Annotated in this window: 21 protein-coding genes and 1 pseudogene; 12 read left to right on the forward strand and 10 right to left on the reverse strand. The window is 67.1% G+C overall.

The window, feature by feature from the left end; genetic code table 11:
* Positions 1–33: 33 nt before the first annotated feature.
* Positions 34–327 (reverse strand): hypothetical protein, encoded by a 294-nt coding sequence (locus tag AB0876_RS03240; RefSeq protein WP_064887370.1) that lies wholly within the window; start codon positions 325–327, stop codon positions 34–36.
* A 156-nt stretch (positions 328–483) separates the two neighbouring features.
* Positions 484–1074: a TetR/AcrR family transcriptional regulator gene (locus AB0876_RS03245; protein ID WP_491839924.1), complete on the reverse strand. Its 591-nt coding sequence runs from the start codon at positions 1072–1074 to the stop codon at positions 484–486.
* 83 nt (positions 1075–1157) lie between these two features.
* Here AB0876_RS03245 and AB0876_RS03250 point away from each other — a divergent pair, with 83 nt between their 5' ends.
* Both AB0876_RS03250 and AB0876_RS03255 read left to right on the forward strand, forming a co-directional pair.
* Entirely contained in the window at positions 1158–2321 is a 1164-nt protein-coding gene (locus AB0876_RS03250) for an acyl-CoA dehydrogenase family protein (protein WP_491839923.1), read from the forward strand.
* A 58-nt stretch (positions 2322–2379) separates the two neighbouring features.
* Entirely contained in the window at positions 2380–2757 is a 378-nt protein-coding gene (locus AB0876_RS03255) for a DUF5709 domain-containing protein (protein WP_491839922.1), read from the forward strand.
* Here the strand turns inward: AB0876_RS03255 and AB0876_RS03260 are convergent.
* A complete protein-coding gene (locus AB0876_RS03260) occupies positions 2744–3958 on the reverse strand; it encodes an MFS transporter (RefSeq protein WP_526041181.1) in 1215 nt (404 codons plus the stop codon). The two genes, AB0876_RS03255 and AB0876_RS03260, sit on opposite strands and share 14 nt — an antisense overlap.
* A gap of 206 nt (positions 3959–4164) precedes the next feature.
* Entirely contained in the window at positions 4165–5028 is an 864-nt protein-coding gene (locus AB0876_RS03265; RefSeq protein WP_491839920.1) for an LLM class flavin-dependent oxidoreductase, read from the reverse strand.
* A 61-nt stretch (positions 5029–5089) separates the two neighbouring features.
* On the opposite strand from AB0876_RS03265, the gene AB0876_RS03270 reads away from it, so the two are divergent.
* On the forward strand, positions 5090–6274 hold the full coding sequence (locus AB0876_RS03270; RefSeq protein ID WP_491839919.1) for an MFS transporter: 1185 nt from the start codon (positions 5090–5092) through the stop codon (positions 6272–6274).
* On the opposite strand, the gene AB0876_RS03275 is transcribed toward AB0876_RS03270, so the two are convergent.
* Complete coding sequence (locus AB0876_RS03275; RefSeq protein ID WP_526041182.1) at positions 6258–7538, reverse strand: diiron oxygenase; 1281 nt, start codon at positions 7536–7538, stop codon at positions 6258–6260. The genes AB0876_RS03270 and AB0876_RS03275 overlap by 17 nt on opposite strands.
* A gap of 124 nt (positions 7539–7662) precedes the next feature.
* On the opposite strand from AB0876_RS03275, the gene cobF reads away from it, so the two are divergent.
* Together cobF and AB0876_RS03285 are read left to right on the forward strand one after the other, a co-directional pair.
* The gene (gene cobF / locus AB0876_RS03280; protein ID WP_526041183.1) at positions 7663–8421 is read left to right on the forward strand and encodes a precorrin-6A synthase (deacetylating); all 759 of its coding nucleotides are present in this window, start codon (positions 7663–7665) and stop codon (positions 8419–8421) included.
* Positions 8422–8427: 6 nt separating this feature from the next.
* Positions 8428–8811 carry a phage holin family protein gene (locus tag AB0876_RS03285; RefSeq protein WP_491839916.1) on the forward strand — a complete coding sequence of 128 codons (384 nt, stop codon included), beginning with the start codon at positions 8428–8430 and terminating at the stop codon, positions 8809–8811.
* On the opposite strand, the gene AB0876_RS03290 is transcribed toward AB0876_RS03285, so the two are convergent.
* Entirely contained in the window at positions 8782–10539 is a 1758-nt protein-coding gene (locus AB0876_RS03290) for an FUSC family protein (RefSeq protein WP_526041184.1), read from the reverse strand. The genes AB0876_RS03285 and AB0876_RS03290 overlap by 30 nt on opposite strands.
* A 40-nt stretch (positions 10540–10579) precedes the next feature.
* Between AB0876_RS03290 and AB0876_RS03295 the strand changes: the two are divergent.
* The 3 genes and pseudogenes from AB0876_RS03295 to AB0876_RS03305 all read left to right on the forward strand — a co-directional run.
* A pseudogene (locus AB0876_RS03295) lies at positions 10580–10822 on the forward strand (DNA-formamidopyrimidine glycosylase family protein); the annotation flags it as partial.
* A 144-nt stretch (positions 10823–10966) separates the two neighbouring features.
* Entirely contained in the window at positions 10967–11434 is a 468-nt protein-coding gene (locus AB0876_RS03300; protein ID WP_526041465.1) for a zinc finger domain-containing protein, read from the forward strand.
* Between the two features lie 44 nt (positions 11435–11478).
* Positions 11479–12228 (forward strand): SDR family oxidoreductase, encoded by a 750-nt coding sequence (locus AB0876_RS03305; RefSeq protein ID WP_044520156.1) that lies wholly within the window; start codon positions 11479–11481, stop codon positions 12226–12228.
* Positions 12229–12243: 15 nt separating this feature from the next.
* Here the strand turns inward: AB0876_RS03305 and AB0876_RS03310 are convergent, their stop codons facing one another.
* A complete protein-coding gene (locus tag AB0876_RS03310; protein WP_526041466.1) occupies positions 12244–12603 on the reverse strand; it encodes a hypothetical protein in 360 nt (119 codons plus the stop codon).
* A gap of 214 nt (positions 12604–12817) precedes the next feature.
* Between AB0876_RS03310 and AB0876_RS03315 the strand changes: the two genes are divergently transcribed.
* Positions 12818–13147, forward strand: a complete 330-nt coding sequence (locus tag AB0876_RS03315; protein WP_090427219.1) for a hypothetical protein — start codon at positions 12818–12820, stop codon at positions 13145–13147.
* 12 nt (positions 13148–13159) lie between these two features.
* On the opposite strand, the gene pgi is transcribed toward AB0876_RS03315, so the two are convergent.
* Positions 13160–14809, reverse strand: a complete 1650-nt coding sequence (pgi, locus tag AB0876_RS03320) for a glucose-6-phosphate isomerase (RefSeq protein ID WP_526041185.1) — start codon at positions 14807–14809, stop codon at positions 13160–13162.
* A gap of 50 nt (positions 14810–14859) precedes the next feature.
* Here pgi and AB0876_RS03325 point away from each other — a divergent pair, with 50 nt between their 5' ends.
* The gene (locus AB0876_RS03325) at positions 14860–16308 is read left to right on the forward strand and encodes an NAD-dependent succinate-semialdehyde dehydrogenase (protein ID WP_526041186.1); all 1449 of its coding nucleotides are present in this window, start codon (positions 14860–14862) and stop codon (positions 16306–16308) included.
* A gap of 32 nt (positions 16309–16340) precedes the next feature.
* Entirely contained in the window at positions 16341–18398 is a 2058-nt protein-coding gene (locus AB0876_RS03330) for an SGNH/GDSL hydrolase family protein (protein WP_526041187.1), read from the forward strand.
* A 5-nt stretch (positions 18399–18403) separates the two neighbouring features.
* On the opposite strand, the gene AB0876_RS03335 is transcribed toward AB0876_RS03330, so the two are convergent.
* Positions 18404–18715 carry a chorismate mutase gene (locus AB0876_RS03335; RefSeq protein WP_491839910.1) on the reverse strand — a complete coding sequence of 104 codons (312 nt, stop codon included), beginning with the start codon at positions 18713–18715 and terminating at the stop codon, positions 18404–18406.
* Between the two features lies 1 nt (position 18716).
* Between AB0876_RS03335 and pcrA the strand changes: the two genes are divergently transcribed.
* Positions 18717–21053, forward strand: a complete 2337-nt coding sequence (gene pcrA / locus AB0876_RS03340; RefSeq protein ID WP_491839909.1) for a DNA helicase PcrA — start codon at positions 18717–18719, stop codon at positions 21051–21053.
* A 69-nt stretch (positions 21054–21122) separates the two neighbouring features.
* Here pcrA and AB0876_RS03345 read toward each other — a convergent pair whose 3' ends face one another.
* Positions 21123–21584 carry a hypothetical protein gene (locus AB0876_RS03345; RefSeq protein ID WP_526041188.1) on the reverse strand — a complete coding sequence of 154 codons (462 nt, stop codon included), beginning with the start codon at positions 21582–21584 and terminating at the stop codon, positions 21123–21125.
* Positions 21585–21616: the final 32 nt, after the last annotated feature.

A 21616-nucleotide genomic window follows, 5' to 3' on the forward strand; every position in this document is an offset into this window, starting at 1 on the left:
TCAAACAAATGTATGCCCGGTTTTATTCCCGGCTCAGCAGGCGACGTCGACGTATGCCGTCTTTGAAATGACGGTGGTATTGATGGAACTTCCGCCCCTTGAGTCGTTGGTGGCGATGGTCTGGCCCTGGCGCACGCCGAGCACGGTGCAGTTGGCCAGCGGTGCCGCGCCGGTGCGGTTGACGATGACGTGATATCCGCTGGTCTGAAGGCTTTTCACGGTCTGTTCGGCCGACTGTGCGGTCGGGGCGGCGGCGGCGACGCCCCCGAGGAATGCTCCCGCGGCCAGCGCACCCGCGGCTAATGTGGCGATGGTATATGACTTCATTTCCCAACCCTCCGTCGTAGGCCGCACCGGAAGTCCCACTACTACCGGTTGCTGCCTAATACGTTTAATTGGGAATCGGGTTCGAAAATTCCAGAATTCTCAGCTGGATATTCGGAATTTCTCAGGATCGGGGCGGGATGCCCGACCGGTTTCGGCTCAGCTCTCCTCGACGGTGACCCGGAGTCGCGGCTTGTGCCCGGCGTCCGAGTTGTCCATGCGATCCCACACCGCATCCACCAGGGGGGCGAGCAGCATCTCGCCCATCTGGCGCACCAGGACGGCCACGATCTGCGTCGACTCGCGACGTCTGGTTGATGCGCGCCCCGACTTCCGCAGTGCGTTGACCTCCCGTGCCGTCAGGTCCACGAGGACGTCGAGCAGATGCAGATTCTCGCCCGACGGGTCCAGTAGTGCGCGGCGCACGTAATTGACCACCGGTGGGTTGGCTTCCAGCATCTTGCGCACGGCCGCATCGCGGGCGGCGGTGAGATCGGCCGGCCCGCCGGTGTCGGGAACCTCGGACAGTGCCGTGGCGAAGTAATCCACCACCAACTGGTCGACGGCATCGCGCAACCCGGCTTTGGTCTTGTAGTGGTGCTGCACCAGGCCCAGGGTGGAGCCTGCTTCGGAAGCGATGGCGCGCAGTGAAATTCGGTCCTGTCCGTACTTCGAATACAGGTCCAGTGCGGTGTTGCGGATGCGGGCCTTCGCCGTCAGGTCTTCGTTGGTGACCCGCGGGTTGACCATGCCGTACTCCTCCGGTACATCTGACTTGTCTCCAATACATCTGTATCGTAGCCGGTGACTGCGACCAAGGTGAGGTAATGACGATGTCTGAACTCTTCCCGGACTACCGGGCCTCCTGGGAGACCGACCAGCACCGTGAGCTGCGTCGGCATGCCGCCGAGTTCTTCCGTAGGGAAGCCACGCCCAACCAGGAACGCTGGGCCCGAAACCACCAGGTCGACCGCGAATTCTGGAACAAGCTCGGCGACGCCGGGTTGCTGGGTCTGGACCTGCCGGAGGAATACGGCGGTGCCGGCGGGGACTTCGGATTCTCAGCGGTCGTCGCCGAGGAACTCGCTCTCGCCCATGATTCGGCATCGGGATGGGTGGTGCATTCCCCGATCGTCGCGCACTACATCGACACCTACGCCGATGCCGAGCAGAAGCAGCGCTGGATGCCGAAGATCATCAGCGGCGAGGCTGTGCTGGCGATCGCGATGACCGAGCCCGGCACCGGATCGGATTTGCAGGCAGTGCGGACGACAGCCGTGCGTGACGGCGACGACTACGTCATCAACGGATCGAAGACGTTCATTTCCAATGGAACTCACTGTGACCTGCTGGTGATCGTCGCCAAGACCGACCCGTCGCAGGGGGCGGCGGGCATCTCCCTGATCGTGGCGGAAACCGGTGACGACCTACCGGGCTTCGAACGTGGACGCGTGCTGGAGAAGGTGGGCCAGCACGGCCAGGACACCCGTGAGCTGTTCTTCGCCGACATGCGGGTGCCGGTGCGGAATCTTCTCGGCGAACAGGAAGGGCTGGGCTTCTATCAGCTGATGGAGCAACTGGCCCGCGAACGGCTGGCCATCGCGTCGGTGTGCTCCGGGATGGCCGAAGCCGCGGTGTTGGAGGCGATCCGCTACACCAAGGATCGTGAGGCCTTCGGTAAGCCGCTGATCGGTTTCCAGCACAACAGGTTCGCTCTCGCCGAACTCAAGGCCGAGGTTCTGTCGATCAAGACCACGGTCGACTATTGCGTGCAGTCCTATATCGACGGGCGCAACGACCCGGCGACCGCGTCGATGGCCAAGCTGATCGCCGCGGACAAGGGCGTGGCCGTGGTCGACCGTTGCGTGCAGTTCTTCGGTGGTTACGGCTACATGATGGAGTACCCGATCGGGCGGGCGTATGCGGCGGCGCGGGTCAACAAGATTTATGGCGGCACAAGCGAAATCATGAAGGAGATCATCAGCCGGTCGCTGTGACGGATCTCCGACTGCGAAGAACTGCTCAGGTGGGCCCGACCTGTGCCATCGTTGAAGGATGAGTAGTGACGGGTACAGCGTCGATGACGACGACCAGTTGACTCAGGAGGACACCCTGATCGACCGGGGTGTCGACGATCTGCTCGACGAGGGTTACTCGCCGCCGGACCGTTGGCGGGAACCGCGGGACCACGAGACCCTCGATGAGCTGCTCGCCGAGGAAGAACCTGATCCCGCGATGCAGCTCGACGACTCCGAGGTCCCCGACGAGCAGGCCGGTGACGACGAGGTCGGGGGTCGCCGGTGCGGCCGGCTGGTGGCCCCTGATGCCGGCTTCGGCGAGGACGACGAGGCAGAGTTGCTCGGGACGGATGTCGGCATCGACGGCGGCGCGGCCTCTGCCGAAGAAGCCGCGGTTCACATCATCGAGGAGTAGCGCTCCGACGCTGCAGCGCGACTGATGCGGTGAACACCAGCAGGCCACCGACGGCCAGCGCCGCGCCTGCGGCCGCGGGGGCGGTGTAACCGAAGCCGGCCGCGATCACCAGACCGCCCACCCAGGCGCCCGTGGCATTGCCGATGTTGAGCGCGGAATGGTTGAGCGCGGCGGCCAGTGTCTGCGCATCGTGGGCGACGTCCATCAGCCGGGTCTGCAGGGCGGGGCCGACGGCCGAGCCGGCCACCCCGACCCCGAACAACAGCGGCAACGCGGTCCACGGGCTGTGCGACCCCAGCGAGAACGCGGCCAGCAGTACCGCCAGTGAGCCCAGTGCCAGGTACAGGGCACGGACCACCGAGATGTCGGCCAGCCGGCCGCCGATCAGGTTCCCGACCACCATGCCGAGGCCGAACACCATGAGCGCCACGGGAACCAGCGACCGTGGCAGTCCGGTGACGTCGGTCATCGTGGTGCTGATGTAGGTGTAGACCGCGAACATGCCGCCGAAGCCGATCATGCCGACGAGCACCGCGAGCCACACCTGCGGTCGGCGTAGCGCTCCGAGTTCGGTCAGCGGACTGGTGACGTGCATGGCCCGGAGTTGCTCGGGCAGCCAAGCCCACTGAGCGGCCAGCGTGACCAGGCCGGCGCCGACCACCAGACCGAACGCGCTGCGCCAGCCAAGGGCCTGGCCGAGCCAGGAGGCCAAGGGCACACCAAGCACCGTCGCGACGGTCAGCCCGCACAGCACGTAGGCCACGGCCTTGGCCCGGTTCTGCGGACCCATCAGATGCGCCGCGGCCAGCGCGGCGATCCCGAAGAAGGCGCCGTGCGGCAGACCGGTGACGAACCGGGCGGTGACCAAGGTCGCGTACGTCGGCGCCAGCATGCTGGCCACGTTGCCGAGGGTGAAGACGGTCATCAGGGTGAGCAGCAGCGCCTTGCGCGGCCACCGCGCGGTGAGCGCGGCGATGACGGGCGCGCCGACGACCACGCCCAACGCGTAGGCGGAGATGACGTGGCCCGCGGTGGGCTCGGTGATGCCGAACCCCGTCGCGATATCGGGCAGCAGGCCCATCGCGACGAATTCGGTGGTGCCGATCCCGAAGCCGCCGAGGGCCAGGGCGAACACTGCGAGCATGCGCACCGTGGGGTCGGGAGCGACGATGGAGCGCGCGCGTTCGAGGGAGGTCGTCATTCGCAGGCTTTCCGAGTCTTCTGAGTTGTTCCGGGGTGGCCGGACTGAGCTCTCGGACAGCGTTGGCGAGAACGGCGGGTGCAACGCTAACGGCGCGGTGAGTGTTCCCTCAAACCGCGGGTTCGATGGCCCCCGTTTTCCACGCCTGGGTCGTCGGACGGCGCCGGACGCGACCCAGACGTAGATAACGGCGCGAAGAAAACGCCCTAGACCTTGGCGATGACGTTCTCGGCGAACTTCTCCAGGTGGCGGATCTTGCGGTCGAGCGGCTCGGGGTCGTCGCCGTTGATGTAGGGCAGGCGGAAGCCCACGATCACATCGGTGACGCCCTTGTCCTCGAGTCGTTTGATGCCGTCGGGCGTGTATGCGTCGGCCGAGATCACGTGGACCTCAAATGGTCCGGTCTGACCTTCCTCGGCACGGATCTCGTTGAGTCGTTTGAGGAGGACATCGAGGTCGTCGGTGCCGCCGCCGTGCATCCAGCCGTCGTTGCGGGCCGCACGGCGCAGGGCCGCCTCGGCGTGCCCGCCCACGAGGATGGACACCGGCTTCGACGGTGCCGGGGTCATCTTCGTCTTGGGGATGTCGTAGAACTCGCCGTGGTACTCGAAGTAGTCGCCGCTGGTCAGTCCGCGGATGATGTCGAGGCACTCGTCCATGCGCTTGCCGCGACGCGCGAACGGCACCCCCATCAGCTCGTAATCCTCGGGCCACGGGCTGGTGCCGACCCCGAGGCCCAGCCGGTTGTCGAACAGCGCGTTCAGGGAACCGACCTGCTTGGCCACCAGGGCCGGTGGGCGGATCGGCAGCTTGAGGACGAAGAAGTTGAACTTGAGCGTGGTGGTGACCGCGCACAGGGCCGAGGCCATCACGAAGGCTTCGATGAACGGCTTGCCGTCCAGGAACTCCCGGTTGCCGTCGGGGGTGTACGGGTATTTCGAATCGGATTCGAAGGGGTAGGCGACGCTGTCGGCAATGGTCATGGCGTGATAGCCGGCCGCCTCGGCCGCCTGCGCCAGCGGGATGTAGTAGGTGGGATCGGTCATGGCTTCGGCATAGGTGAACCGCATGCCGTACACACTAGAACGTGTTCTAGTTTTGTGGGGCCGATCGGCCAGGCATGATGACCGGGTGGCTGCCTGGCTGACCCGCAACGTCCGGGTGCTGTCGGCGGTGTCCTTTCTGCAGGACGCTGCAAGCGAGCTTCTCTATCCGCTGCTGCCGATCTATTTGACGGCCGTGCTGGGTGCCCCACCCGCGGTGGTCGGTGCGGTGGAGGGCGCCGCCGAAGGCGCGGCCGCGATGACCAAGCTGGCCGCGGGACCGCTCGGTGACCGCTATTCGAAGCGCCCCTTGATCGCCACCGGTTACGGGATGGCGGCCCTGGGCAAGGTCATGGTCGCAGCGGCGAGTGCGTGGTCCGGTGTACTCGCGGGCCGCGTGGTGGACCGGCTCGGCAAGGGGATCCGCGGTGCGCCACGGGATGCCCTGCTGGTCGTCGATGTCGACGACGCTGCCCGCGGCCGGGTGTTCGGGTTCCACCGGGCCATGGACACCATGGGCGCCGTCGTCGGTCCGCTACTGGGTTTGGCCGGCTATGAACTGCTCGACCATCAGATCGCGCCACTGCTGTGGGTCGCGGTGGTGCCCGCGGTGCTCAGCGTCGCGCTGGTGTTCCTGGTCTCCGAAAAGGGGAGAAGGAAACGTACCGAGCCGCGCCCGCCGCGTCAGCCGGTGTTCGCCCGCGTGCGCGACCTGCCCGGGCGGTACTGGCGGGTGACGGCCGTGCTGGTGGCGTTCGGCCTGGTGAATTTTCCCGACGCACTGCTGTTGTTGCGGCTCAACGAGATCGGTTTCTCTGTCGTCGAGGTGATCCTGGCCTATGTCACCTACAACGCGGTGTACGCGCTTGCCAGCTTCCCGGCCGGGCTGCTGGCCGACCGGATCGGCCGGCTACCGGTGTTCGGCATCGGTCTGGTGTTCTTCGCGATCGGCTATGCCGGGCTGGGACTGACCACCGATCCGCTGCTCGCCTGGCTGCTGATCGGGGCTTACGGCTTGTTCACCGGCTGCACCGACGGGGTCAGCAAGGCATGGGTTTCCTCCCTGGTCGGCGCTGACCTCCAGGGCAGCGCACAGGGAGTTTTCCAGGGGCTCAGCGGTTTTGCCGTGCTGGGCGCCGGGGTGTGGGCCGGGCTGCTCTGGACCGTGGTTCCAGGTCAGCCCGGCCAGCTGCCACTGCTGATCTCTGGGATCTGTGGTGCGGTGTTCGCCGTCGGGTTGCTCGGTAGCTCGGCGCTTACCCGGCGGCGCTGACTCCGGCCTCGTCGGAGCCGTCCAGCTCGAAGGGCGGTTCACCCACGCCGGAAATTGAGTGCGTGCCCTGCGAGGTGCGTTCGGTGATGCGGGCATCGACCGTTCGGGTGCCGATGGTGAGCCGCACCGGCCCGGGAGCGACGGTGCTCGGGGCGTCGAGAATCGTTCCCTGCCAGTGGTAGCGGCCGTCGATCGGATCCAGATGGCCGGCCAGGCGAACGTTCACCCGGCGATCGCCGTCACCGGTGTCCAGAATGGCCAGTCCGTCGAACACCTCTTCGGTGACGCCCTCTTCGGAACCGGTGTCCGGTCCGGCCGGTCCGGTGAGGCCACGCGGGGCCTTCGCCGGCAGGAAACCCGAGCGTCGCCACATCCGGCGCCCGATGCGCCCCATCAACCCGACCTCTTCGAGGAAGGCGGCCAGCGGGGCGAATCCGGAGATCTGCACCTCACGGCGGTGTGCGCTGGCCCGGGCCATCCGGCGGGCGGCGCGGGCGTTCAGGCCCACGCGTGCGTACTGGACCTTGTTGGTGAACAGGTAGCGGAAGAAGAACCCGCCGACCCCGTTGAGGTTGGCCACCCATACCCGCTGGTACCAGTGCATCGAGGGAGTGCGCCCACGCAGACCGTCACGCGCAAACTGGATGTGCCGGGCCTCCTCGGTGACGTGAATGCGCATGAGGCGCTGCACCATCGGTTGCAACTCGGGGTCATCCATCATCTGCCGCTGCAGCGAGTCGAAGATCTCCTCGCCGATCAGCGCCGCTACCCAGAGCACCGAGCCGCGGAAGAAGAACGGCAGCGAGTTGATGATCATCCGCTGGTACAGCCGTGGCCGCACCGGCTTCGCGCCGATCTTGTCGATGGCCTTGCCGAACATCACCATGTGCCGGGTCTCGTCGCCGAGTTCGGTGAGTTCGTAGTGTGTGGAATTCGAGGTGGGATCCTGGTGCATCATCTTGCGCAGCAGCGCCTGGTTGAGGATGTTCTCGAACCAGATGCCCGCAGAGAGCGTGTTGGCCAGCTCCTCGCGTGACAGCTCGATCTGCTCTGCGCGGGACATGCTGTCCCACAACGGGGTTCCGTACAGCGACACGATCCGCGGCGGCAGGAAGAACTTGTCCGGATCGATCGGCGCCTGCCAGTCGATGTCCACCACCGGCGCGTACGACTTGCGAACCGAACCCTTGAGCAGGCGTTCGGAGAACGCGTCCCGCCGCGCAGCGTTGGCCGAGCCTCCGCCGGGTCTGACCGAAGTTGTCACCGTTGACGTTCCCTTCGTTTGTGGTCCCCCTCTTCCCGACGGTAGGTACCGACAATGCGTGATGTCAATACCCCGGGTACCGGATACTTGGGGTACCCGGTTCCGGTTCGGTTAACCTTCGACGGTGCGTCGCATCCATGTCATCGGTATCGGGGCCGGTGATCCGGACTTCGTCACCGCACAGGCCATTTCCGCGCTCAACGACACCCAGGTGTTCTTCGCGATGGACAAGGGTCCGCGCCGGGGCGCGGCCGATGATCTGGTCGCGGTGCGCAAGCTGATCTGCGACCGTTTCATCACCAACCCCGGCTACCGCTTCGTCGAGCTGGTCGACCCGCCGCGCGCCGCGGCCGGCGACGCACCGGGCTACCGCCAGGTCGTGGCGGACTGGCATGCCGAGCGGGCCCGGATCTGGGCGGCGGCCATCGAATCCGAACTCGGGCCCGACGGCACCGGGGCCTTTCTGGCCTGGGGGGATCCGTCGCTGTACGACAGCACGTTGCGGATCCTGGACAAAGTGTCCGAGTACGTGGATTTCGAGTACGACGTCATCCCGGGCATCACCGCGATCCAGGTGCTGACCGCACGGCACCGCATTCCGCTCAACGAGGTCGGCGAACCGGTGCTGATCACCACCGGACGCCAGTTGCGCGAGCATGGCCTGACCGGCAGCGCCGTGGTGATGCTCGATGCCGACTGCTCGTTCAAGCAGTGCCCGCCGCAGACCCGCATCTGGTGGGGCGCGTATCTGGGCACACCCGATGAGTTGCTGTATGCGGGAGCCGTCGGGGAGATCGGCGACGAAATCGTTGCTGCGCGTGCCGAAGCGCGAACGCGCCACGGCTGGATCATGGACACGTACCTGCTGCGCTCGGCAGACTAGACCGCCATGAGCTCATTTCTCCTGCGCGCCGCGATAACCGGATTCGCGCTCTGGGTGGTCACTCTCGTCGTGCCGGGGATCTACTTCATCGGAGGCGACTCGACCCTTGCCAGGGTCGGCATCATCTTCGTCGTCGCGGTGATCTTCGGTCTGGTCAACGCGTTCGTCAAGCCGATCGTGCAGATCCTGTCGATCCCGCTCTACATCCTCACGCTCGGACTGATCCACATCGTGATCAATGCGCTGATGCTGTGGATCACCTCGTGGATCACCGACAACACCACGGGGTGGGGTCTGCACATCGACCAGTTCTGGTGGACCGCCATCTGGGCCGCGATCGTGCTGTCGCTGGTCAGCTGGCTACTGTCCTTCGTCAAGGCTCTCGCTTAAGGCTTCGCGTAAGGCTGTGGCCTGCTCGGTCAGCGCCGCCGCGGTGTCTGCCGCCGCCTCGGCGCCGGCCTCGGTCGCGCCGTCGTGCTCGGCGCCCCAGCATGCCGCCAGCGTGCGGTATGCCAGTTGTTCGGTGGCCACCACCGTCGGCCACATACGTTCGGCCCCAACGCGTTGCGTGGCCGATCCGCCGACGCTCCCGTCGTAGGCCGGCAGCAATTCCATGGCCCGCAACTGCAGATCGCGACGATCGGTGCGGGCGGCCGGGGAGGTGGCGTCGTCCGCGGCCAGGTGGGGCAGGGTGTTGGTGATCGCATCGAGCGTGGCGGCGATCGCGGTGCGCAGGCCGGTCGGGTGGCGCAGACGCTGGGTCGCCCAGTAGACGGCCAGGGCCACCGCGCAGCCGATCAGGGTGTCGCTGCCGCGGGTGAGCAGCAGTTCACCGAGGTTGTCGACGGGTTGGCCGCCGGAGGCGATGGTGAGTGCGGCGGGCGTGATGAATACGACGGCCAGCGTGTAGTTGCGCACCACATACATCTCGATGACGAACTGCAGCGCCCCGATCACCAGGGCCAGCCACACGCCCTGCGGGTGCAGCGCCAGGATCGCACCGGCCACGCCGAGCCCGAGCCAGGTGCCCAGCGTCCGTTCGACGCCGCGGGCCACGGTGCGCTGCCAGTCGAATCCCTGATGCAGCATCAGCACCGCGGCGGCCATCGCCCAGTACGCGTGGGTCATCGTCAGGGCCTGCGAGATCAGCACGGCGATCACGCCCGAGATCGCGACCGCGACGCCGACCCGCACCGTCAGTTGCAGTGACACCGAGCCCGGCGTCAGCGCCCGGCGCAGCAGTTGCACGATGCTGGGCCTGCCGAGTGGAACTCCTTCGGCGCCATGCTCATCGGTGATCGCGTCGCCGGGCACGGTGGCCAGGTGACGGGCCAGGGCCGCGCCGTCATACGCCAGCGGCTCACCGGCTTCGGCGGCCCGCATGGCGTCGGCGAACAGCACGTGCAGCCGGCGGTTGACGACCCGCAGCCGGTACAGCGTCTGGTCCGGTTTGGGTTGTACCGGCTGATACGTGACCAGGTTGACCCACGCGGTGTGCAGCAGGAGCGCCGCGCGGTGTCGCGTGTCGGCCCAGGGGGTCTCGATGTATGCCGCGACGGCGGCGGCTGCCGCGGCCACCGCCGCCTTCTCCGGACCGCGGGGCCGGACCAGCGCGCCGGACATGTGCACCAGCCAGGCGAACGCGCCGCCGGCGAGGACCAGCGCGGCGTGATGGCCCGGGCTGAGGTGCAGTGTCGCCGGCGTTCCGGTGCCGGCTGCGCAGGCCAGCACCACCATGTAAGCCCCGGGCGGCCCGACGCTCAGGGCATGGCAGACCAGGGTGGCCACCGCGGCGATCATCGTCACGGTCAGCACGCCCAGCCACGGCGCCGACGACGCCCAGTCGCCGAGGGCCACGGCGACGGCGAAGCACACTGCGACCACACCGAGGTACGCGCCGCGATTCAGGTACGGGCGGCCGCTGCCGTACAGCGAGGTGAATCCGCCGATGGTGGCGATCAATCCGGCCGTGGTGTCGCCGGCCAGCCAGCCCACCAGAACGGGTACGGCCATGCAGATTCCGGCGCGCAGCGCGAACGGCCAGCGGCGCGGCACGCTGTTGATCACGAAGATGTGCCGCAGCGGATTGGTCGCTCGGGGAGCAGGCCGATTGGACATGTCTACAGCATGCTCGGCGTTTCGCTGACACACTGGAGCCATGCCTGAACTGCCCGAAGTCGAGGCGCTGGCCGATCATCTCCGCCGGCATGCCACGGGCCGGGTGGTCACCCGGATCGACGTGGCCGCGTTGTCGGTGCTCAAGACGTTCGACCCGCCGACGACGGCGTTGCACGGCCAGACCGTGACCGGGGCGAACCGCTGGGGCAAGTACCTCGGACTCGAAGTCGGGCCCTGGCATCTGATCACCCATCTGTCCCGGGCGGGGTGGTTGCGCTGGTCGGACAAATTGGCGACGACGCCGCTCAAACCGGGCAAGGGGCCGATCGCGCTACGCGTGCATCTGGGAGATTCGGTGGGTTTCGACCTGACCGAGGCCGGGACCCAGAAGCGGTTGGCGGTGTGGATCGTCGGCGATCCTCTCGACGTGCCGCAGATCGCCTCGCTCGGGCCTGATGCGCTGTCACTGGATTCGGCTGGGTTGGCCGGTGTGCTGGCCGGGCAGAGCGGGCGGATCAAGACGGTGATCACCGATCAGAAGGTGATCGCCGGGATCGGCAACGCCTACAGCGACGAGATCCTGCACGTGGCCAAGCTGTCGCCGTTCGCCACCGCGGGCAAGCTGACCGACGCCCAACTCGGCGCGCTGCACGACGCGATGATCTCGGTCCTCACGGATGCGGTGACGCGGTCGGTGGGGCAGCAGGCCGCGACACTCAAGGGGGAGAAGCGCTCTGGCCTGCGCGTGCACGCCCGCACCGGACTGCCGTGCCCGGTGTGCGGGGACACCGTGCGGGAGGTGTCCTTCGCCGACAAGTCGTTCCAGTACTGCCCGACCTGTCAGACCGGAGGCAAGGTGCTGGCCGACCGGCGAATGTCCAGGCTGCTCAAGTAGCGGCCGCGTTTTTGACAGTTGTCTAACTCGGTTATCCTGCAGCGATGACCCGTCAGAAGATCCTCATCACCGGTGCCAGCTCCGGACTGGGCGCGGGCATGGCCCGGCAATTCGCGGCCAAGGGCCGGGACCTGGCGCTGTGTGCCCGTCGCACCGAGCGGCTCGATGAGCTCAAGGCCGAACTGGCCGACCGGCATCCCTACGTCAAGGTGGCGGTCGCTGCGCTGGACGTCAACGACCATGAAGCCGTGCCTCGGGTGTTCGGCGAGCTGTCCGAGGAACTCGGCGGCATCGACCGCGTGATCGTCAACGCGGGGATCGGCAAGGGCTGGCCGCTTGGCGAGGGCAAGCCGTGGGCCAACAAGGCCACCATCGAAACCAACCTGATCGCCGGTCTGGTGCAGATCGAGACGGCGCTGGAGATGTTCAAGAAGTCCGGCAGCGGTCACCTGGTGTTGATCTCGTCGGTCCTGGGCAACACCGGTGTGCCCGGCGGTAAGGCGGCCTACTGCGCGTCGAAGGCCGGCATGACCTCGCTGGGCGAGTCGCTGCGCGCCGAGTACGACAAGGGTCCGATCCGCGTGACCGTGATCGAGCCCGGTTACATCGAGTCGGAGATGACCGCCAAGTCGGCGACCACGATGCTCATGGTCGACAACGAGACCGGCGTGCGCGCGATGGTCGAGGCCATCGAGAAGGAGAAGGGCCGGGCCGTGGTGCCGCGTTGGCCGTGGGCGCCGTTGACCCAGGTGATGCGCTTGCTGCCACCGAAGTACACCAAGCGCTTCGCCTGAGCTGTTCGCCCGGCGTCAGGGCACGTGCACGCAGCCGACGCCGGGAACACAGCCGCCGCCACCGCCGGGGCCGCCGCCGCCGCTCGGGCCACCGGGAATCGAGCCGCTTCCCCCGCCGGGGCCGCCGCTACCGGTCGGGCCACCGGGAATCGAGCCGCCCCCGCCTTCTGGACCGCCACCGCCAGTCGGGCCGCCGGGAATCGAGCCGCCGCCACCTTCTGGGCCGCCACCACCGGTGGCCGGAGCCGGGGGCGTCGTCATTACCGTGGTGGCCGAGACGACAGCGGGTGTCGGCGACGAGACGGCGTCTTCACCGGGACTACACCCCACGAGCATCGGCGCCGCCGCGAGCGCCATTCCCATCCCCACTGTCAGCGACCACTTCCGGATGAATGGCCAGGTACCGCTGTTGCAGGTCGTCAAGGGCTGCCGGTTGGTTGACATCTTGGCACTCCAGTTCAGTCGGGCCCGTCGTTGTGCTGGAGCGAGAGTTCCCGCTGATGTCCGGATCGAATCACTCCCCGTGACCCCAGCCACACTGACTCGACGTGAGGTTTGAGCCCGAAACGAACGTGGGTAGCCCAGACTCATGTCCACAAAGTTGATTACCTCGATGTTGTTCGCAGGCGCCGCGGCGGGTGCTGTGGCCTTCGCCCCGGTTGCTTTCGCCGAGCCCGGACCGCCCCCGCCCGCCCCGCCGGCCCCGGGTTGCTACAACCCGGATGGCACTCCGTGTACTCCGTCGGCCGGCCCGCAGGGCGCGGGCGCCGAGGTTCCCGGTGGCCCCGGGGCGCAGGCCGGCTCTGACGGCCATGTCTCCGCAGGTGTGCCGGGCGGGCCTTGGGCCGAGGCCGGGCCCGGTGGCGGCGTCGCCTGTGTTCCGGGCGGACCGTGCCGAACCATTGACCTGCCCGGCTGATCACGACCGGACCTAGGCCGAGCGCCCTCGCTCGACGCGGTAACGCCGCACCAGCGCATCGGTCGACGAGTCCGACTGCTCGCCCGGTGATTCCGATTCGGTGATCACCGGCAGCAGTGCCTTGGCCTGGGTCTTACCCAGCTCGACGCCCCACTGGTCGAAGGAGTCGATCCCCCACACCACTCCTTCGGTGAACACCTGGTGTTCGTAGAGGGCGATGAGTTGGCCCACCACCGACGGCGTCAACCTGGTTGCCAGGATTGACGTCGTCGGTCGGTTTCCGGGCATCACCTTGTGCGGCACGACAACGGACGGAGTGCCTTCTGCCGCAATGGCTTCGGCTGACTTGCCGAACGCCAGCACCTGGGTCTGGGCGAAGAAGTTGCTCATCAGCAGGTCGTGCATGCTGCCGGTGCCATCGGCGGTGGGGAGGTCGTCGGTGGGCTGGGAAAAGCCGATGAAGTCGGCGGGTACCAGCCGGGTGCCCTGGTGCAGTAGCTGATAGAAGGCGTGCTGGCCGTTGGTTCCCGGCTCACCCCAGAAGATCTCACCGGTGTCGGTGGTGGCGGCCGTGCCGTCGGCACGCACCGATTTGCCGTTGGACTCCATGGTCAACTGCTGCAGGTACGCCGCGAACCGGGACAGATCGTTCGAGTACGGCAGGACCGCACGCGATTGTGCGCCAAAGAAATTCGAGTACCACAGCCCGATCAGGCCCAGGAGTGCCGGAGCATTGCCGGCCAGCGGTGCGGAGCGGAAGTGCTCGTCGACGAGGTGAAAGCCGGACAGGAATTCGGCGAACCGCTCGCGACCGATCGCTGCCATCACCGACAGCCCGATCGCCGAGTCGACCGAGTACCGGCCGCCCACCCAGTCCCAGAACCCGAACATGTTGTCGGTGTCGATGCCGAACTCCTGTACCAGCTTCGCGTTGGTGGACACCGCCACGAAATGCTTGGCCACCGCGTCCTCGCCGAGCGCATCGACCAACCACCGGCGGGCGGCGGTGGCATTGGTCAGCGTCTCGAGGGTGGAGAACGTCTTGGAGGCCACGATGAAAAGCGTTGTGGCCGGGTCCAGATCGGCCAGCGTCGCCACCAGGTCGGCAGGGTCGACGTTGGACACGAAGCGGGCACTGATGCCGGCGTCGGCGTAGTGGCGCAGCGCGTCGTACACCATCACCGGCCCCAGGTCGGAACCCCCGATGCCGATGTTGACCACTGTCTTGATGCGCTTTCCGGTGGCACCGGCCCACTCGCCGCTGCGCAGCCGGTCGGTGAACCCGCCCATGCGATCGAGGACGTCGTGCACATCGGCCACCACGTCCTGGCCGTCAACCGTCAACGCCGCATCGGCAGGCAACCGCAGTGCGGTGTGCAGCACCGCACGGTCCTCGGAGGTGTTGATGTGCTCCCCGGCGAACATCGCCGCGCGGCGGGCCTCCAGCCCGGCGGCGCGGGCCAGGTCGGCCAGCAATTCCAAAGTGCGGCGGGTGACGCGGTGCTTGCTGTAGTCGATGTAGAGATCGCCGACCGTCAACACCAGTTCGGTTCCGCGGGCCGGATCGTCGGCGAAAAGCTCCGTCAGATGGATATCGCGGATCTCGTCGTAGTGCTTCGACAATGCCTGCCATGCGGGGGTTGCGGTGATGTCAGCACTCATTCTGCTGACCTTAGTGCGGTGCTTGATTCGAAGGTGTACATGATGGATGTATGGCCATTGAAGACTTGATTTCATCCGTGCCCACGGGTCTGTGGATCGGTGGTGACGAACGCCAGGCCGCATCGACGTTCAATGTGCTCGACCCCAGCGACGATCAGGTGTTGGCCACGGTGGCCGACGCGACCGCCGCCGATGCCGTCGCCGCGCTGGACGCCGCATGTGCGGTGCAGGCCGAGTGGGCTGCCACGGCGCCGCGCAAGCGCGGCGAGATCCTGCGTTCGGTGTTCGAGAAGATCACCGAACGCGCCGACGACATCGCCGCGCTGATGACCCTGGAGATGGGCAAGGTGGTCGCCGAGAGCAAGGGCGAGGTCGCCTACGGCGCCGAGTTCTTCCGCTGGTTCTCCGAGGAGGCGGTGCGCATCGCCGGTCGCTTTACCCCGGCGCCTGCGGGCACCGGTCGGATCCTCGTCACCAAGCAGGCCGTCGGCCCGTGTTACGCGATCACACCGTGGAACTTCCCGTTGGCCATGGGCACTCGCAAGATGGGGCCCGCGTTCGCCGCGGGCTGCACCATGATCGTCAAACCCGCGCAGGAAACCCCGCTGACGATGCTGCTGCTGGCCAAGCTGATGGATGAGGCCGGCCTGCCCAAGGGCGTGCTCTCCGTGTTGCCGACCAGCGATCCGGGCGCGGTGACCACCGCGCTGATCGACGACGGGCGGCTGCGCAAGCTCACCTTCACCGGCTCGACCGGGGTGGGCAAGGCACTGGTGAAGCAGTCCGCCGACAAGCTGCTGCGGACGTCGATGGAGTTGGGCGGCAACGCCCCGTTCATCGTGTTCGACGATGCCGACGTCGACGCCGCGGTGGACGGCGCGATCCTGGCCAAGATGCGCAACGGCGGCGAGGCCTGTACCGCCGCCAACCGTTTCCACGTCGCGAACTCCGTGCGCGAGGAGTTCACCGACAAGCTCGTCAAGCGGATGAGTGAGTTCACCCTCGGCAAGGGCATCGACCCCGCGTCCACCTTGGGCCCACTGATCAACTCCAAGCAGGTCAACACCGTCACCGAACTCGTCTCCGACGCGGTGTCGAAAGGGGCGACGGTCGCTGTCGGCGGCGTCGCCCCCGGCGGCCCGGGCAACTTCTACCCGGCCACGGTGCTGGCCGATGTGCCCGCCGATGCCCGCATCCTCAAGGAGGAGATCTTCGGCCCCGTTGCCCCGATCACGGGCTTCGACACCGAGGACGAAGGTGTGGCCGCCGCGAACAACACCCAATACGGCTTGGCTGCTTACGTTTACACGCAGTCACTGGACCGTGCGCTGCGGGTGGCCGAGGGCATCGAATCCGGCATGGTCGGCATCAACCGCGGTGTCATCTCCGATGCGGCTGCCCCGTTCGGCGGCATCAAGGAATCCGGATTCGGCCGTGAGGGCGGCATCGAGGGCATCGAGGAATACCTCGACACGAAATATATTGCGCTAACCCGTTAGCGCCTCGTCGCGCCTTCCCGATTCGGCGCCCGATGCCCCCTAAACTCTGGGGCTCGGACGCCACGACGGGAGGGCATGACGTGACTGCGGCGCCGGTCCGTGCTGCCAGTCGGCGTCGGCGTGCCTCCATCCGGCGTGACATCCCGGCACTCGACGGCATCCGCGCGATCGCGGTGGCCTTGGTGCTGGCCGGTCACGGCGGGGTGCCGGGTGTGGCCGGAGGTTTCATCGGCGTCGACGTCTTCTTCGTGCTCAGCGGATTCCTGATCACCTCACTTCTGCTCGACGAGTTCCGCCGCACCGAGCGCATCGACCTCAAAGGCTTCTGGATCCGCCGGGCCAAGCGTCTGCTGCCGGCGATGGTGTTGATGACCTTGGCCGTCGTGATCGCCCGGCCGTTGTTCCCGTCCGAAGCGGTGTCCTCGCTCCGCGAGGACGCGGTCGGGGCGTTCTTCTGGATGGCCAACTGGGTGTTCGTCGCCGCGGACACCGACTACTTCAGCCAGGGCGCCACACCCTCGCCGTTGCAGCACACCTGGTCGCTGGCGGTCGAGGAGCAGTACTACCTGCTGTGGCCATTGCTCGTGCTGGCCGCTGCGTTGCTGGTGCGTCGTCGCTCGACGGGCGCTGTCCGTGCCGTGGTCTTCGTGCTGGCGGTGCTCGGCGTGGTCGGCTCGGCCGTCGCGGCGATTCTGTTGTCCGGCGAAGTCGGCGAGCTCAACCGCGTCTACTTCGGCACCGACACCCGGGCGCAGGCGCTGCTGATCGGTGCGGCTGCCGCGGCGCTGCTGGTGCGGGACTGGTCGGCGCTGACGGTGTCGGGCACGCTGATCCGGACCCGGTGGCGGCGCTGGGTCGCCTGGACGTTGCCGGTGATCGGGATCGCGGTGCTGACGCTGGCCGCGCACCTGGCCACCGGAAGTGCCGACGAGTTCCATCACGGGCTGCTGATCGTGGTGGCCGTGGGTGCGGTGCTCGTCGTCGCCCCCGTCGCGCTGGATCAGGACGGCTACGTCGCGCGGGCGCTGGCCTGGTTCCCGCTGGTCACCCTCGGCGTCATCTCCTATGGCGTCTACCTGTGGCACTGGCCGATCTTCCTGATCCTCAACGGTGAACGCACCGGGCTTTCCGGTTGGTCGCTGCTGGCGTTGCGGTGTGCGGTGACGATCGCGGTGTCATGGGTGTCGTGGTGGGCGATCGAGCAGCCGGTCCGGCACTGGCGCCCACAGCATGTCCCGATGCTGCGGCTGGCTGCGGCGACGGTGGCCACCGCCGCGGTGGTGACGATGACGGTCGTCCCGGTGAGCATCCCGACGCGTCCCGCGGGCCCGGATGTGATGGCCGCCGCGGCGTCCGAGCAGGACATCGGTGCGGAGCGGGCGGTTCCGGTGGGGCCGCCGCCCGCGCTGCCGCCCGGTACGCGGACCGTCGCGGTCTTCGGTGACTCGGTGGCCTGGACATTGATGCGGTATCTGCCCGCCACGCCGGGTTTCCATTTCAGCGACTACACGACCATCGGTTGCGGCATCGCCCGCGGCGGCCCGTACCGGTCGGCCGGGGAGACGCTGAACCAGAAGCCGGAATGCGATTCCTGGCCCGAGCGCTGGGCCCAGCGCATCGCCCACGACCGCCCCCAGACCGTGTTGTTGATGATCGGGCGCTGGGAGGTTGTCGACCGGACGTGGCACGGGCGATGGATGCACGTCGGCAACGATGCCTACGACGCGTATCTCAAGGGAGAGCTGCAGCGGGCGTTGGACATCCTCAGCTCGACCGGGGCCCGCGTCGTGGTGACCACGGCGCCCTACAACCGGCGCGGTGAACGGTCGGACGGCACGCTGTACCCCGAGGATCAGCCGGGCCGGGTGCAGGCCTGGAACACCATGCTGCGCAGTGTGGTCGGGCAACGGCCCAACGTGTCGGTGCTGGATTTCAACGCCAAGCTCAACCCGGACGGCAAGTACACCGCGAAGATCGACGGGGTGCGGATGCGCAGCGACGGTGTGCACCCGACCTCGGAGGCCGTGCAGTGGCTGACGCCGTGGCTGCTCGACTCGCTGAAGGCGCCTGCCAAACCGGTAGGGCGCTGAGCGGGCTAGTGGCCCAGGCGGCCACGCCCGAGTTGCAGCAGCAGGATGGCCAGGTCCTTGCCCTCGGGGCCGAGCACGCTGTAGCGCTCGATGACCTGCATCTCGCGGCTGTGCACCAGGCGGGTGCCGCCGGAGGCCATCCGGGCCTTGCCGATCAGCTTGGAAACTTCGGCGCGCCGCTGGACGGCGGCAAGGATGGTGGCGTCGAGCTCATCTATCTCCCGGCGCAGGTCATCGATCTCAGGCACAGGCTGATCGTCCCAGTCGGTCCGTGCCAGCGCAAAACTGTCCCCGCTCGGCGGTAAGTTTGAACGCAAGATGACCACTTCCCCCGTCGCCTCGCCAGTTGCTGCAGATGTTGATCAACTTCTTGACGGCTTGAACCCTCAGCAGCGCCAAGCTGTGCTGCACGAGGGGTCGCCGCTGTTGATCGTCGCCGGTGCCGGTTCGGGTAAGACGGCGGTGCTGACCAGGCGTATCGCTTATCTGCTGGCGGCCCGTGAGGTCGGGGTCGGGCAGATCCTGGCGATCACGTTCACCAACAAGGCCGCCGCCGAGATGCGCGAGCGCGTGGTCCAGCTGGTGGGCCCGAGAGCCCGGAACATGTGGGTTTCGACGTTCCACTCCACCTGCGTGCGGATCCTGCGCAATCAGGCGTCACTACTGCCGGGGCTGAACTCCAACTTCTCGATCTACGACTCGGACGATTCCCGCCGCCTGCTGATGATGATCGGCAAGGACATGGGGCTGGACACCAAGCGGTACTCGCCGCGACTGCTGGCCAACGGCATCTCGAACCTGAAGAACGAGCTGATCGGACCCGAGCAGGCCGCGGCCGAGGCGTCGGAGGCGGCCGAGGAGATGGCCGGCATCATCGCGCAGGTCTACGGCGAGTACCAGCGCCGGCTGCGCGCGGCCAATGCGCTGGACTTCGACGATCTGATCGGGGAGACGGTCGGGATCCTGCAGGCCTTCCCTCAGATCGCCCAGTACTACCGGCGCCGGTTCCGCCACGTCCTGGTCGACGAGTACCAGGACACCAACCACGCGCAGTACGTGTTGGTGCGCGAGTTGGTGGGGCACCACCTCGACGAGAAGGACGGAGTGGCCCCGTCGGAACTGTGCGTGGTGGGGGACGCCGATCAGTCCATCTACGCGTTCCGCGGCGCGACGATCCGCAACATCGAGGACTTCGAGCGCGACTACCCGGACGCGACCACGATCCTGTTGGAGCAGAACTACCGCTCCACCCAGACCATCCTGAACGCGGCCAACTCGGTGATCGCCCGCAACACGGGCCGCCGCGAGAAGCGGCTGTGGACCGAGGAGGGCGAGGGTGAGCTGATCGTCGGCTACGTGGCCGACAACGAGCACGACGAGGCCCGGTTCGTGGCCGAGGAGATCGACTCGCTGGCCGACAGCGAGGGCCTGAAATATTCGGACGTCGCGGTGTTCTACCGCACCAACAACTCCTCGCGCGCGCTGGAGGAGGTGTTCATCCGCGCCGGCATCCCGTACAAGGTCGTCGGCGGCGTGCGGTTCTACGAACGCCGCGAGATCCGCGACATCGTCGCCTACCTACGGGTGCTCGACAATCCGGGTGACGCGGTGAGCATGCGTCGCATCCTCAACACCCCCCGCCGGGGCATCGGGGACCGGGCCGAGGCGTGCGTCGCGGTCTACGCCGAGAACACCGGGTCCAACTTCAACGATGCGCTGCAGGCCGCCGCCGAGGGGCGGGTGCCGATGCTGAACTCCCGTTCGGAGAAGGCCATCGCGAGCTTCGTCGAGATGCTGGACCAGTTGCGCGCCAAGCTCGATGACGAGCTGGGGGATCTGGTGGAGGCCGTGCTGGAGCGCACCGGCTACCGCCGTGAGCTCGAGGCCTCCAGCGATCCGCAGGATCTGGCCCGGTTGGACAACCTCAACGAATTGGTCAGCGTCGCACACGAGTTCAGCACGGATCTCGCCAATGCCCGGGCACTGGCCGAGCAGGGTGAGGGTGAGCCGGTCGACGAGGACATCCCGGATACCGGGGTGCTGGCCCAGTTCCTGGAGCGGGTGTCGTTGGTGGCGGACGCCGACGAGATCCCCGAAGACGGTGCGGGTGTGGTGACGATGATGACGCTGCACACGGCCAAGGGGCTGGAATTCCCGGCGGTGTTCGTCACCGGCTGGGAGGACGGCATGTTCCCGCACATGCGGGCACTCGGCGATCCCAACGAGTTGTCCGAAGAGCGTCGGTTGGCCTACGTCGGCATCACCCGGGCCCGCAAGCGGCTGTACCTCTCACGGGCCAAGGTGCGTTCGTCGTGGGGGCAGCCCATGCTGAACCCGGAATCTCGTTTCCTGCGGGAGATTCCCGAGGACCTGATCAATTGGCGACGCATCGAACAGCCATCGTCGATGAGTGCGCCGGTCGGCAACGCCGGCCGCTACGGCACCCCGCGTCCGTCCCCGTCACGGCCTGCGCCGGCGCGCAACCGTCCGATCATCACGCTGGAGCCCGGCGATCGGGTCACCCACGACAAGTACGGGTTGGGCCGCGTCGAGGAAGTCACGGGTGTAGGCGATTTGGCGATGTCTCTGATCGACTTCGGCAGCGGGGGTCGGGTCAAGCTCATGCACAATCACGCTCCGGTGCAAAAGCTCTGACGCTTCCCAACCTATTGACTCTGCGCTGACGGCGTAGGTCTGTCGTACTTGTGCGCCGTGCTCGCAGAATCAACGAGGGTTGGGTGCCGAGGGCGCCGAGCCGACCAGCAGGGCCGCCGCCGCAGCAGTGAAAACCGATGCGCTGAACGGTGTCTCGAAGCCGGCGAAGACGAACATCGAGAGGCCGAAGACCAGCAGGATCGCTGCGCTGGCAAATGACACCCACCGCAGGGCAACGCCCAGCAGTAGTCCCACGGCGAGGACGATCTCGACGATCGTTGCGCCCCACGCGACGATGTCGACCAGCACCCCGGTGAGGTAAGGCGCCAGGACATGAACGTAGGCCGTGAAAGACTCGAAGTTCCCCCAGCCGACATTGGACGTGCCCGGTGGTCCCCACAGGCCGAATCGGTCGGCGACGGCGGACAGGAATCCGGCGGCCAGCGCCACGCGGGCGAACAGGGTCGCTCCTCGGAGCAATAGTTTGTTCTCGGACGGGGTCTTCTCGTCAGCAGACGCGTCGTCAGACATGGGTAACAGGATGGCTGTCGGGTGATTGTGCC

The organism is Mycobacterium sp. NPDC049093, assembly GCF_040704635.1.
Taxonomy (GTDB): domain Bacteria; phylum Actinomycetota; class Actinomycetes; order Mycobacteriales; family Mycobacteriaceae; genus Mycobacterium.